Consider the following 13,770-nt stretch of genomic DNA (forward strand, 5'->3'; position numbering starts at 1 on the left):
TTTATAATATAATTAGAAATACGATGGTAAGCGTTTTCGTTGCGGATGATATGCTCCCAATAATTGCGTTGCCAGATTTTAAAATTTAAAGATTTAATTATTTCCGCCGTCGGGGCGGTGGTTGGGGGAATTGCAATTCGCCCGTACTCAGGGCGAATTGCAATTCTCCTTTATTCAAGGCGAAATCCAATTCGCCTTTATTTGGAGCGAATTTCGATTCGCCCGAGCTATTATCGATATTATTTTCTAGAATTAAATCCTTAATCTTTTTTATGGTGGCTATTTTATAGCCTCTAATGATGGAGCCGATGGTTTGAGATGGCGATTGAAATTTTCCTATTTCATCTTCTGTTTCTTTTTTATGGGTAATTTCTATAATGCCGTGCATGTGATTGGGCATTACTACCGATTCATGAATCACGCAATTATCACGAACCTGCTCTGTATGATACCATTCTGCCAAGGCAATTTCTCCAAATGAATTTAAAATCATTTTGCCATTTTCAATATGCCCAAATAAGGATGCTCTATCCTGACAGCAAAGCGTTATAAAATACAATCCAGCCTGCGCATAATCGTATCCTTTTAACCGGATAGATTGGCGGTGGTGTTTTTGTGGATTGTATGGCATATTTTTTAATTTTTGTCGGGGCGAATTGCAAATATTTTAATTTTTGTCGGGGCGAATTGCAATTCGCCCCTATATTTTTTTGTCAAACGTCAACAACATATCCCTATAATATTCATATTGTTTTTGTCTCAATTCTATCTCTTTTGGTAAACCTTCGCTGATGGAAGTCGTTAGCGTATCAAATTTATCGAGTATGGAAACGATGCGAGCTTGTTCTTCTGGTGAAGGAACTGGAATTATTGCTTTACCTAAACCTTTTGCATTGATGGCAGAAATTTTACCAGAAGATATATGTTTTTTTATTTGGTCATGGAATTGTTTAGTACGTGTAAAATATGCAACAAACTTGGGATTTAATTTAGTTTTATAAGAGAAACAAGCATCATGAATAACTACACCTTCATCACCTAACCAAGCTGTCCCCTTACCAATATCCTCTATCGTTTCTCCTGCAGCAACAATTACTACTTCCCCATTTTGAGCAACACGTAAATTTTTACTTTTAACTAATTCTTCACTTACAAACGAGATAGTTTTTTCTGCCCAAGTACCGTAATGGGTGTACATTTCTCCATAATGAATGACAGGAACACCTTCAGCAATTAAATCTGTTTTTACAAATCGTTTACCTCTTTGAAACTCTCCAATACTTTCATTATCCATTGGTAAATGTTTCACTTCGTTTTCATCAAAACTAAACAACTGCTCACGATAATAACTATACTGCTGTTTTCGTGCTGTAAGCTCTGCTGTAAGCTCTGCTGTAAGCTCTGTAAACTTATCGAGAATTCCAACTATTTTTTGTTGAATTTCGAGGGATTTTTTTGGATTATCTGGGCAAGGGATAGGAACTAAGAGTTTTTCTTTTAAACTATTCGAACTTAAATTTGGTTGAGCACCTCCTCCAGCAAGAACATATAAAAATTCTGATTTTGTTAAAAGGAAATGATAAAGAAAACGATTATTAAGAATTTCTTTATTAGGAATGAATTTACCTACACGTTGGTTTAGATAAGCTTTTTCATCCAAATTATAATAACCAATTTTTCCAGTCGTAGCTCCTGACATAGCAATTAAAACATCTCCATGTTCGATATAATAATTTAAAGGATTTCCTGAACGGTAATCTGTTGCATCAAAATATTTTACATCTTTTAATTCAACATTTGATCCGTTTATATTAGTTATTCTTACTATTGGTAGTCCTGACTCTTTAAATAAACTGCTTTGGAATGCAAAACCATTTTGAAAATCACAAACTTCCCCCAGTGTTTTCCATTCCACTTCAACACCCTCTAATAATTTATCTAAAAAACTCATTTTTTACGGCTTTGTTTTTTAGCTGTTTTCTCTAAGGCAGCAAGCGTTTTTAAATAGTCTTTTTCAACCGAACTTAGCGTTTTGGCTTTGTATTTTTTGTATTCCTGAACTGCTTTGTCATGCGCTTGGTTGTGTGAGATTGTACCTGCGCTATCTAATACTTTTCTACCAGTAGATGATAAGATGTTGTCTAACTCTCTGATGTAATCTACCATCCGCATTTCTTTTTCTTCAATAGCGTTCAATTCAGCTAAATCAAAATAAGCAGCTACTAAATTATTGAGTACTTTCAATTCTTTTTCTTCTAAGAAATTTTTAGCAATCAAGGCTTCTGCTTGAGTTGGTTCATTGCCTTTAAATGTAGTAAGCCCTGCAAAAGGTTTATCACTATCTACACGCATATAAATTATTTCGCTGGCTGTTTTACCGTGTGCAGCGTAATGCAACTTGTTCTGCACGATTTTGAAAAATTGGATGCTTTCGTCGCTTTTTGGGTCGTAATCGGTAGCTGTGGCATATAAATCTAATACTTGCCTATACATAACCTTCTCGCTAGAACGAATATCACGAATGCGGTCTAAAAGTTCTTTCCAGTAATTACCACCACCCAAATTTTTCAATCTATCATCGTCCATTGTAAAACCTTTCACGATATATTCTTTTAATCGTTGGGTAGCCCATTGACGAAAGCGAGTGCCTTGCACAGATTTCACACGGTAACCAACTGAAATAATGACGTCTAAATTGTAAAAGTTTGTTGGTTTGGTAGAAAAATCGGAAATTCCGATTTTTCTCATCGTTTCTGATTCAATTAGTTCATTTTCAGTATAAATATTAATGATATGCTCATTGATTGTAGACCGACTTTTATTGAATAATTCTGTCATTTGATCGATGGTTAACCAAACGGTTTCATCTTCAAGTTGGACATTAATTTTAGTTTGTCCATCATCTGTTGTATATAATATTATTTCGCTCATATCGTTTACGCTTCAAGTGATTTAATTTTTGATGCAAGCCATTCTCGACCAGATCCCGTTTTAAAGTACTTTTCCCTTTCAATAGCTTGTCTTTCGGTATTAAAAGTTTCGTAGTAAACTAATTTTACTGGTTTATGCTTTTTTGTATGTTCTGCACCATTTCCACTCAAATGTTGTTGATAACGTTGGTCAAGATTTTTAGTAAAGCCTTTATAATATGACCCATCATTACAAAGTAAAACATAAGTATAATATAACTCATGCTCCTGCCTGCCGGCAGGCGGGTCAATCTCGTTTATTATGGCATCAATATCAGTACGTAGCGTATTTATTTTGGCTACCGTTTTGTTGATTTCGGCATTTAGCTGTTTAATATCTATTTTCTCCCGATTATCTTTGGCTTCTACATACGAACTCACTGATAAGTTATAGTCGTTTTCCGCAATTTTAGCATTGTCGATAGTAGTAGCAATATGAGGTACTTCGGCTTTGCTATCAAACATATCCATAATTTTATCAATATGTTCGTTAGTCAGCTCATTATTATTGGTTACTTTCTTAAAGAAATCTTCACCCGTAGCATCTATAAATTGGGTTTTGGTTTCGGTTTTATTTTTGGCTAAAACTAAAATATTAACTGCTATAGAAGTCCCATAAAAAGGTTGGGTGCTAAAGCAATTACAGATTCAACAAAATTGTTATCTACTAAATATTTTCTAATTTTTTGTTCGGCACCGCCACGGTAAAAGATACCAGGGGAAACAAACCAATGCCGCTCGTCCTTTGCTTGATAAATAACTTAAGCAATGCAACACAAAGGCAAAATCGGCTTTTGATTTAGGAGCCAAAACCCCTGCCGGTGCAAAACGGTCGTCGTTTATCAAGGTAGGGTCATCAGCACCAATCCAATTTACTGAGTAAGGTGGATTAGATACAATGGCATCAAAAGGTTTGTCGTCTCCAAAATGAGGATCTAACAAAGTATTCCCTAAAGCAATGTTGAACTTATCGTAGTTAATGTTATGCAAAAACATATTCATACGCGCTAGGTTATAGGTCGTATGATTGATTTCCTGTCCGAAGAAACCCTCTTCTATAATATGGCTATCAAAATGTTTTTTAGCTTGTAACAATAACGAACCAGAACCGGCAGCTGGGTCGTAAATTTTATTCACCGTGGTTTGCTTGTGCATGGCCAGTTGCGCAATCAGTTTTGATACCGTTTGCGGGGTAAAAAATTCACCACCTGATTTACCTGCATTTGCAGCATAGTTGGAAATTAAAAACTCATAAGCATCACCAAAAAGGTCAATTTGATTGTCTTCAAAATTTCCGAAGTTTAATTCCTCTACGCCTTTTATAACGGCAGCTAAACGGGTGTTTTTGTTTTCAACGGTATTTCCTAAACGGGTACTCGTGGTGTCAAAATCGGCAAACAATCCTTTAATGTCTTTTTCTGAAGGATAGCCATTGGCCGAACTTTCAATCGCATCAAAAATAGCTTTTAAGTCGGTATTCAGATTGGTGTTTGTATGGGCTGTTTTAGCCATATTTTCAAAAAGCTGACTGGGATATATAAAATAGCCTTTGGTTTTAATGGCATCTTCTTTAATTTCGGGCGTAATAACGCTGTCTGATAAGTTGGCGTAGTGAATACTTTCATCACCCGCTTCTATGTAATTTTTAAAGTTTTCACTAATGAAGCGATAGAATAATGCACCTAGAACGAATTGTTTAAAATCCCACCCATCAACGGCACCACGTACCGGGTTGGCAATTTTCCATATATTATTTTGTAATTCTTGTTTTTGAATGGTGCTTGTCATATTTTAATTTAAATACCTATTTGCTTAAGTCTAAAATCAGTCTTTTTAAATAAAAAATGATTTATTAGCGACTTTTAGTTTTATAAATTTTGATTGATACTCTGTGCAAAAATATCAATATAATGGTACTAAAGTAAACAAAGAGAAAATAAAATTATTGGGGAAAACCAGAAATTATAGTAAAAAGAGTTGTCTTCTAATTTGTTGTTATTAGTTCTCTCTGTTTTTTGTTTGTAGAAAAAGAAAGGTACTCGACTGGATAGTATGGGGTAATCTTTTTTTTGTTTTGAAATTACTTAAATAAACCCCAATTCCGCATTAGACCCGAGCGTAGCGAATAGACGAAGTAAATCTATTCCACTTCCTTTTTTCAAATTCAAGCAAGTTGTACTATGCGAAAGATGGGGTATTAAAAAAGCCCTTAATCAAGGACTTTAGATTGTTATTTGTGTGTTTTATGGGGTGTTACTTCCCGATACAGAAATTCGCAAAGATATTGCCTAACAACTCATCGTTAGTAACCTCTCCAGTAATTTCTCCAAAATAATACAATGCTTGGCGTATATCAATTGCCATAAGGTCCGAAGAGAGTCCTTGTTGCATGCCCCATTGTACTTTTTGAATTTCTTCTAATGCTTTAAGTAATGAGTCGTAATGTCTTGTATTGGTGATAATTGTTTCATTATTACGCAGGGCTCCTGTGTTTACAAAGGATAATAGGGTGTTTTTTAATTCTTCGATACCAATATTCTGTTTTGCAGAGATTAGAATTTGTTTCAAGTTTAAAGTTTCAAGTTTAAGGTTTAAGGTTGAAATTTCTTCTAATGTTAAAACATCTTTTTTATTTATTAATACGATTAACGGTTTTTGAGGGTATTTGTTTTTAATTTGTTCTATTTCAAGGATAAGTTGTGAACTTGAAACTTTAAACTTGGAACCATCAAACAAATAAATTACGACTTGTGCTTGTTCGATTTTTTCAAATGTTTTTTGGATCCCAATGCTTTCTACCACATCTTTGGTTTCACGAATACCTGCCGTATCAATAAAACGGAAGCCAATGCCGTTAATAACTAGTTCATCCTCAATGGTATCACGGGTTGTACCTGCAATATCACTTACGATAGCGCGTTCTTCATTTAGCAAGGCATTTAACAAGGTCGATTTGCCCACATTAGGTTCGCCTACAATGGCTACTGGTATTCCGTTTTTAATCACGTTTCCTACAGCAAACGAGTCGATTAAGCGTTTTAAAACAAATTCGATACGATTTAATAAATCGACAAACTGACTTCTGTCGGCAAATTCAACATCTTCTTCGGCAAAGTCAAGTTCGAGTTCTATTAAGGAGGCGAAGTTTAAGAGTTCTTCACGAAGTTTGGCTAATTCATTGCTAAATCCACCGCGCATTTGTTGCATAGCAATTTGGTGACTGGCTTCATTGTCTGAGGCAATTAAGTCGGCAACCGCTTCGGCTTGCGATAGGTCCATTTTTCCGTTAAGGAAAGACCGCAACGTAAATTCGCCTGCTTGTGCCATACGACAGCCTTTGCGGAGTAATAACTGGATGATTTGTTGTTGTATGAATGTAGAACCGTGGCAGGAAATTTCAACGGTATCTTCCCCTGTATAAGAGTTAGGTCCTTTAAAAAGGGAAAGGAGTACTTGATCTATTATTTTATCTCCATCTATAATATGTCCTAAGTGTAGTGTATGCGTTTTTTGTTTTGTTAGCTCTTTGTTTTTAATTGATTTAAAAACACTTTGTGCGCTAACAATGGCATCCTTACCCGAAATACGGATTATAGCGATAGCTCCTGCTCCTGATGGAGTGGCAAGTGCTACAATGGTTTCTTGATTCATGAATAATCTTAAAAAAATTTGGCTACAAAGTTAATTATATTTTTTAAGATTAAATGAATGCTCATAATCTATTAAAAAGGATGCTTTAGATAATTTTTTTAATTACTCTTAATTTATGGGTATGTTTGTTTAATTCGGCATTGTATATTCCTAAATGATCTAAACGGTCTATTCTTACTTTTCCGCTGGCATGAATAATGTAATTGTTTTCCATTATAATTCCTACATGAATAATTGTTCCTTCTTCGTTATCAAAAAGGCTAAATCACCGGGTTCACTTTCTTCTATAAAACTGAGAGGATCGCCTTGATTGGCTTGTTGCGAAGCGTCTCTAAGTAATTTATACCCATTTAGTTTATATACCATTTGGGTAAATCCCGAACAATCTATTCCAAAAGGAGTTCTTCCTCCCCACAAATAAGGGCTGTGCAAATACATAAAGGCTGTATTAATAATTTCGGTTTTTTGTTTTTGTCCTGTTACTTTTAACCCTTCAAAATGATAATTTTCTGTATTTATAGTGGGTATAGATAAAAAACTTAAAGAGGCACCAAGAGGAATGGGTATTAATAGATTGTCTGTAGAGGTAACATATTCGATCAAATCGCCATTAAATAACAAATCGGAATGATTAAGCGCATCAAATTGCTCAGCATCTAACGTTTTGAACTGTTTGTTGTCTATCCAGCCTTCATAGTTATCAAAGGCTAATTTTATTTTAGACCATTTGGTGTTTTGTTCTATAATTTGAAAATGCTCACCAAATAAGATTTGTGAAACGAGTTCACTGCGATCACTTGGTTCAAAACGTAAAGGAATATTAGCTAAATTACAAATACCAAACATTGTATATGTTTTATTTAAATTATGAGTTATAAGTAATCTTTATAGTATAAAGGAAAACTTATAACTCATCCGATTTTATTATTAGATTTTTTCTATTACAATAGCAGAGGCTCCTCCTCCACCGTTACAAATGGCTGCTGCTCCTATCTTTGCATTATTTTGCTCTAATACGTTTAAGAGCGTAACGATAATTCTTGCTCCTGAACATCCTAGAGGATGACCTAAGGAAACGGCGCCTCCATTTATATTTACTTTTTCATTAGCTAGACCTAATATTTTTGCATTAGCTAATCCTACTACTGAAAATGCTTCGTTAAATTCAAAGAAATCTACTTGATCTAAGGAAACATTGGCTTTAGCTAGGGCTAATGGTAGAGCTTTAGCTGGTGCTGTTGTAAACCATTTGGGTTCTTGTGCGGCATCAGCATATCCTTTAATATAGGCTAATGGTTTTAATCCTAATTCATTTGCTTTTTCTTCGCTCATTAAGACTAATGCAGCTGCTCCGTCATTAATTGTTGAAGCGTTTGCGGCTGTAACAGTCCCTTCTTTTGTAAATACAGGGTTTAATGCTGGAATTTTATCTAGTTTTACATTTGTATATTCTTCGTCTTTAGAAACAACAATGGGGTCTCCTTTTCTTTGAGGAATTGTAACGGGAACAATTTCGTTATCAAATTTTCCTGCCTCCCAAGCGGAAGCTGATCTTTGGTAGGATTGAATAGCAAAGTTGTCTTGCTCTTCACGCGTAATATTATGTTCTGTTGCGCACAAATCGGCACATACTCCCATAGCATTATTATCGTAAGCGTCTGTTAATCCATCTTTTTGCATACCGTCTACGAATGTGGTAGGCCCAAATTTTACACCATTACGCATGTGTACATAATGAGGAATAAGGGACATATTTTCCATACCACCCGCTACAATAATATCAGCATCGCCACACATTATAGCCTGAGCTCCCATCATAACGGCTTTCATTCCGGATGCACATACTTTGTTTACAGTAGTACAAGGTACTTCGTTTGTAAGTCCTGCAAACAATGCTGCTTGTCTAGCAGGTGCTTGTCCTACTCCTGCTTGAATAACATTTCCCATATACACCTCATTTACTAAGGCTGGATCTAAATTTATCTTATTTAAAGCACCTTTAATAGCAACAGCACCTAATTGAGGAGCTGTAACCGTTGATAAAGCTCCCATGAAACTTCCTATTGGTGTACGGGCAGCTGATACTATAACTACTTTTTTCATTATGAATGATTTTCTAAATTAGTTTGTGCGAAAATACTAATTTAAAATAGAAAAAATAAACTCTTTTAATGATAATTCGTATAAGAAGTTGAGTGTAATTTTTTGTTTTATCTCAATCTGATTTTAATTTCTTTTATCATCCTTTTTTTTGATTTAGCTTTTTTATCTTATTTTGTATTGAGGGTATAAAATAAAAAGTTTATTAATATTATTTAACAGATCTAAATATTTCATGCTTAAGATGTTATGTTTTAAAACAAAAGAGTCCTTATTTTTTTTGAAAAAAAAACAAATAAATACTTGTAAAAACATAATCTTATTATATCTTTGCAACCGCAAAACGAAATAAAGTTCTTGTAAGTAAAGACTGGAGAGGTGCCGGAGTGGTAACGGAGCAGATTGCTAATCTGTCATCGGGTAACCGATGCCGGGGTTCGAATCCCTGTCTCTCCGCTTTTATTAAACTTTTCGGGGTGTAGCGTAGCCCGGTTATCGCGCCCTGGTTTGGGACCGGGAGGTCGCAGGTTCGAATCCTGCCACCCCGACAAAGAAAAGTTTAGATTATATCTAAAAGGTCCAATAGCTCAGCTGGATAGAGCAACTGCCTTCTAAGCAGTAGGTCTCAGGTTCGAATCCTGATTGGATCACAAAAATAACTTAAAGAGTTAACGTTCAATAAAATATTAAACAATAAAGGAGAGGTGCCGGAGTGGTAACGGAGCAGATTGCTAATCTGTCATCGGGTAACCGATGCCGGGGTTCGAATCCCTGTCTCTCCGCTTTTATTGAACTTTTCGGGGTGTAGCGTAGCCCGGTTATCGCGCCTGGTTTGGGACCGGGAGGTCGCAGGTTCGAATCCTGCCACCCCGACAAAGAAAAGTTTAGATTATATCTAAAAGGTCCAATAGCTCAGCTGGATAGAGCAACTGCCTTCTAAGCAGTAGGTCTCAGGTTCGAATCCTGATTGGATCACAGAGTTTCCTTTATATGACAAAAATGCACAAAAATCTTATATGATGATTTGTGCATTTTTTTATTCACTCCTATCCTATTTTAATCTAGGTCATATCTTAAAAATTTACCCTAAATAAATAGGACTTTTGAACCTAAAAAGTGTATTTAACCCTCAATCAAATTACCTTAAACCCAGATTGCAAGAAAGTATTGTTCTTTGACAAATGAGAACTAACTTGTACTTGCGAGCGAAGTCTATCTATAAAATGGTGAATTTATCCCCTCCCCAATTTTGGCTGAAATATAAAAAGGCTTCCATTTGGAAGACCTTTAAGACAATTAATGATAGAACACCATGTTATCTTGTATAGAATAATTTTAGCTAAGTTAGATAGAATTGCGCATTAGAAATCTATTTAACCCAGATTTCAAGAAAGTATTGTTCTTTGACAAATGAGAGCTGACTTGTACTTGTCAGCGAAGCCTATGCAAAAAAATGGTGAATTTATCCCCTCTTAAATTTTGGCTGAAATGTAAAAAGGCTTCCATTTGGAAGTCCTTGAGACAATCAATGATCAAACATCGTGTTATCTCGTATATAATAATTTTAGCTAAGTTAGATAGAATTACGCATTAGACCCGAGCGTAGCGAATAGACGAAGTAAATCTATTCCACTTTATTTTTCTTCCAATTCAAGCACGTATTCAAATTTTATTCATCAAAATAGCTAATTATTTCATCTTTTAAAATTTTCCGTGAGCATTTGATTTTATTAAAAAATTTTGTTTTACAACGAAGTCTAATACAGAATCTGAGATTGCCTCTTTTAAAGAGAATATAATGAACTGAAAAGGAAAATAAAAAAGGAATGCCTGAGTTTAGTTTAATAGTTTATCTTTTGTTAAAAGAATAGAAGAAAAAAATACGAACCCAACCACCAAGTTAAGCATTTTAAAATCTTCTTTTCTACAAAACCATTAGCTCTAGACATTCCTAGGGTAATATATTTATCTGTTATAATTATTAAAACCAAATATAAAGACTTAACCCCTAAAAAACATTCATTTGCTTTCATTTTGGTTTAACTATTTAAAGAAAAAATGAAAGCAAGCTTTAATAAAACCTAAAAAAGGCGCATTCAGGTTGGTTTAAAGCTTCATTAAACCATGAATACTCGCATCAATCCAAACCAAAAAAGGGAATACCTTATATATACACTAAAACAGCACTTTTGTAAACCTGTAGTTAAAAAGTAGATTTTTTAAAAGCAGATGCGCAAAAAAAAGCCTATTTCCTTAAAACGTAGTTAAAAAATCTACATTTCAAGGACTTGTTTACTCCAAACGGATAACTCCAACCACCAAGGCGATGCTTCTGATGTCTGACATTGGAACTGTAAACTCCCCATAGTCTTTATTATCACTCTTACAAACAACGCTATCAGGCTTGTCGCTTTTAAGTAGGCGTTTCATTATAACCCCTTGGCTAACACTATCTATAACATGTACTTTGTTCCACTGCACGAATAACAGTTCATTAACTAATCTACACGCTACCACATCACCACTGTTATATTTAGGATACATACTTGAACCTCGTACAGGTATCATAAAATCAATGGTTATGCCATCAAACAAAGGAACTACGTAGCGGTCTTCTATCGTATCAAAATCAACGCCCTGTACGCTTGAATCCCCTAATCCAGCAAAGGCATCAAAAGGTAACAACGGAATCCCTTTTTGCGAATTAGTCATTTTTATCGCTGGAATCGTTTCCTCATTTGTAGAGGTTTTTTGCACATTTGGTTTTTTGTTAATTTCCTCATTGTTTTCCTCATCGTTTTTTTTAATGAGGTTTTTTATATTTTTTGTTTTCAACATTTCACCTTTACCAGAAATGAGCCAATCGGCACTTACATCATTGCATTTTGCGTATAATAATTCTATATCAAAAGTGTTTCTTGAATACCAAGATGACAGTGTTGTAGGCTTTATTCCTAGAAAATTTGCAAAATCTATATCTTTTTAAAAGACATGTGGTTTTTTAAACTATTCAAAATGAATACTTTATCTATTTTATTACTCAAAATGCGTATATTTATTGTTTTTTATTTGTTTTAAACTCAAAATGCGTATATATTTGCATTGTATTTAAAAAGCAAAAGTATACAAAATATGGAAACATTAGCACAAAAAATCAATCATAGGGTCGCAACCCCCTATCAAAAGATAGCCAAGCAATTCGATACCACTGTAATATATGTAGGACAAATAGCTAGAGGCATCAGAACTCCTATACGTGGAAAAGGTTTAAAAATCAAACAAGAACTAGAAAAACAAATACAAAATGAAAACACTTAGAACCCTATTTCGAAAACTGCTTAGTAAAGCGGTGAAGTTTGAAAGTCGCATCGTGTACGACTATCAACTAAAGAAAAGTGTAACGGCGTCTTATATGCTACTGTTTGGAATATACATTAAAACGATATACAAATGACAAGAAGTGAAAAAGCTACTGAAATCGAACGTATATGCAAAATGGTAATCAAAACAAGTACAGATTCAAGAAATAAAATTATAAAGCTATCAAAGCAGTTAAATATTGCGATAGCAAAGGGTAAAGATAACAAACTGATTAACTCATTAGAGCTTGAGAGAAATACTTTGAAAAAGCAATTGTTTAAACAAACGAAATCACTTATACAAACAGAATGTATGAAAAATAATATTTGCCCCAAGTTCATATACACAATAATCCACTCAAAATAGTAAAAATGAAGATTAAAAGTTGTTTAAAACCATCATTATTAGCTCTACTCCTTTTGAGTAGTTGTAAAGAAGAACCTCTTAAAACTATCCAAAATGGCAATTTCAAGGTGGAGTATCTATTTGAACAGAACGGTTGTAAAATGTATCGATTTGAAGATGGTGGAAGATATATCTACTGGTCAGACTGTCAAGGAAAAATACAATCAGACTTTACAACAAATTCTGGAAAGCACAATATTAGGCATTATGAAGAAACAATTACAACCAATTAGAAAATTATCAATACAACTATATTTTAAAGTTTAACGCCTAAAAGTATAGATTTTCCCACCACGGCACTAGCGTGGTTTCGACACCACGGTGGGAACTAATTAAAACTAACAAAGATGATAACAATTAAAGAAAGCTACAAGCGTAGTATCGAAACTAAACTTGTAGAAAAAAGAATTAAACTTTTTGGAATAACTATTTACAAAGTTATTAGAGTGGTTGAGTAGTTACTTGCTTTATTAATGATACCAAGTCGTATAAATACATTTCAACGGATAAGGTATTCCCATTTTGTAGATGGATAAAGCAATTTTCTCCTTCCAAAGCAACAATTTTAACTATGTGATTAACATTTAAGGCAATTTGACTGCCTGCATAATTTAAAGTAATGAATATAACGCTATGTTTTAAAGTTTGACAGCTCAAATATAGCAAAATTCCCGAGAGGCACACACCCAGTTTCGAGTACTGGGCGGGAGCTAATATAAAATATAAAAAATGGCAAAGAAGATATTTAAACCTTTTTCCAAGGATTTATCCTGTATTGTTCCTTCTCTTGAAATGGAAAATAAAAGAATGGATTACAAAGAATCTTGTCAGAGAGACCTGCAGAAATTATGGAATGAAATTTACGATATGACCCTGAATCTACCACTAGCGCAACTTCATGAATGTCATTCAAAAATTCGACAGTTGCATCAGCAAGTTGTAAGGACGCCAAACGAATCAGTAAATTTTGAGGATGATTTATCCATTTCTTTTGTTTTCGTTGAGAATCAGTTATCGCAATATATTTCTGAATGTCTTCAAGGTACTCCACAACAAAACATAAATACTCAGAAAATTGCATCGTTGATACGAGATTATAGAGTTTTTCAACCTCTTGCTCAGAAAAAGCATAGCGTATCTCTTGAGCGGGTGCATTCGATTTTAGAAGATAATTTTCAAGACTCATCTCTTACAAAGTTGTTTGATTTATTATTAAAAGGAAGCAAAGATACTCAAACTAAAGTAATCACTTTTTTTTAAACAAAACTCCCGAGAGGCACACACC

The 13,770-nt window shown here is 34.3% G+C and carries 10 protein-coding genes, 6 tRNA genes and 2 pseudogenes; 9 read left to right on the plus strand and 9 right to left on the minus strand.

Going from position 1 to position 13,770, the window contains the following annotated elements; genetic code table 11:
- Positions 1 to 97: 97 nt before the first annotated feature.
- The 8 genes and pseudogenes from JJC05_RS01450 to JJC05_RS01485 all read right to left on the minus strand — a co-directional run bounded on the left by JJC05_RS01450 (position 98) and on the right by JJC05_RS01485 (position 8,726).
- A complete protein-coding gene (locus JJC05_RS01450; protein WP_235878024.1) occupies positions 98 to 631 on the minus strand; it encodes a transposase in 534 nt (177 codons plus the stop codon).
- A gap of 69 nt (positions 632 to 700) precedes the next feature.
- A complete protein-coding gene (locus JJC05_RS01455) occupies positions 701 to 1,951 on the minus strand; it encodes a restriction endonuclease subunit S (RefSeq protein ID WP_235878025.1) in 1,251 nt (416 codons plus the stop codon).
- A complete protein-coding gene (rhuM, locus tag JJC05_RS01460; RefSeq protein ID WP_235878027.1) occupies positions 1,948 to 2,931 on the minus strand; it encodes a RhuM family protein in 984 nt (327 codons plus the stop codon). Before rhuM ends, JJC05_RS01455 begins: the two co-directional genes overlap by 4 nt.
- A gap of 5 nt (positions 2,932 to 2,936) precedes the next feature.
- Positions 2,937 to 3,242, minus strand: a complete 306-nt coding sequence (locus JJC05_RS01465; protein ID WP_258929744.1) for a GIY-YIG nuclease family protein — start codon at positions 3,240 to 3,242, stop codon at positions 2,937 to 2,939.
- Positions 3,216 to 4,757 (minus strand): annotated as a pseudogene (locus JJC05_RS01470) (type I restriction-modification system subunit M); the annotation flags it as partial. The pseudogene JJC05_RS01470 and the gene JJC05_RS01465, both read right to left, overlap by 27 nt.
- Before the next feature lie 465 nt (positions 4,758 to 5,222).
- Positions 5,223 to 6,620, minus strand: coding sequence for a tRNA uridine-5-carboxymethylaminomethyl(34) synthesis GTPase MnmE (gene mnmE, locus JJC05_RS01475; protein WP_127823140.1), 1,398 nt, complete (start codon positions 6,618 to 6,620; stop codon positions 5,223 to 5,225).
- A gap of 85 nt (positions 6,621 to 6,705) precedes the next feature.
- Positions 6,706 to 7,466 (minus strand): annotated as a pseudogene (locus JJC05_RS01480) (C40 family peptidase).
- Positions 7,467 to 7,547: 81 nt separating this feature from the next.
- Complete coding sequence (locus JJC05_RS01485; protein ID WP_164849138.1) at positions 7,548 to 8,726, minus strand: acetyl-CoA C-acyltransferase; 1,179 nt, start codon at positions 8,724 to 8,726, stop codon at positions 7,548 to 7,550.
- Between the two features lie 366 nt (positions 8,727 to 9,092).
- Between JJC05_RS01485 and JJC05_RS01490 the strand changes: the two genes are divergently transcribed.
- The 6 genes from JJC05_RS01490 (at position 9,093) to JJC05_RS01515 (ending at position 9,695) form a co-directional block, all read left to right on the plus strand.
- Positions 9,093 to 9,176, plus strand: a tRNA-Ser gene (locus JJC05_RS01490).
- A 16-nt stretch (positions 9,177 to 9,192) separates the two neighbouring features.
- Positions 9,193 to 9,268: transfer RNA gene (locus tag JJC05_RS01495), tRNA-Pro, on the plus strand.
- A gap of 28 nt (positions 9,269 to 9,296) precedes the next feature.
- Positions 9,297 to 9,370: transfer RNA gene (locus tag JJC05_RS01500), tRNA-Arg, on the plus strand.
- 48 nt (positions 9,371 to 9,418) lie between these two features.
- Positions 9,419 to 9,502 (plus strand) — tRNA-Ser (locus JJC05_RS01505).
- A gap of 16 nt (positions 9,503 to 9,518) precedes the next feature.
- Positions 9,519 to 9,593: transfer RNA gene (locus JJC05_RS01510), tRNA-Pro, on the plus strand.
- Between the two features lie 28 nt (positions 9,594 to 9,621).
- Positions 9,622 to 9,695: transfer RNA gene (locus JJC05_RS01515), tRNA-Arg, on the plus strand.
- A gap of 1,317 nt (positions 9,696 to 11,012) precedes the next feature.
- Here JJC05_RS01515 and JJC05_RS01520 read toward each other — a convergent pair.
- On the minus strand, positions 11,013 to 11,558 hold the full coding sequence (locus JJC05_RS01520) for a S24 family peptidase (RefSeq protein WP_235878029.1): 546 nt from the start codon (positions 11,556 to 11,558) through the stop codon (positions 11,013 to 11,015).
- 294 nt (positions 11,559 to 11,852) lie between these two features.
- Between JJC05_RS01520 and JJC05_RS01530 the strand changes: the two genes are divergently transcribed.
- The 3 genes from JJC05_RS01530 (at position 11,853) to JJC05_RS01540 (ending at position 13,745) form a co-directional block, all read left to right on the plus strand.
- Entirely contained in the window at positions 11,853 to 12,038 is a 186-nt protein-coding gene (locus JJC05_RS01530) for an XRE family transcriptional regulator (protein WP_235819818.1), read from the plus strand.
- 413 nt (positions 12,039 to 12,451) lie between these two features.
- Complete coding sequence (locus JJC05_RS01535) at positions 12,452 to 12,718, plus strand: DUF4884 domain-containing protein (RefSeq protein ID WP_088394870.1); 267 nt, start codon at positions 12,452 to 12,454, stop codon at positions 12,716 to 12,718.
- Between the two features lie 496 nt (positions 12,719 to 13,214).
- Positions 13,215 to 13,745 (plus strand): hypothetical protein, encoded by a 531-nt coding sequence (locus JJC05_RS01540; protein ID WP_235878031.1) that lies wholly within the window; start codon positions 13,215 to 13,217, stop codon positions 13,743 to 13,745.
- Positions 13,746 to 13,770 lie beyond the last annotated feature (25 nt).

Source organism: Flavobacterium davisii, assembly GCF_019565505.1.
Taxonomy (GTDB): Bacteria; Bacteroidota; Bacteroidia; order Flavobacteriales; family Flavobacteriaceae; genus Flavobacterium; species Flavobacterium davisii.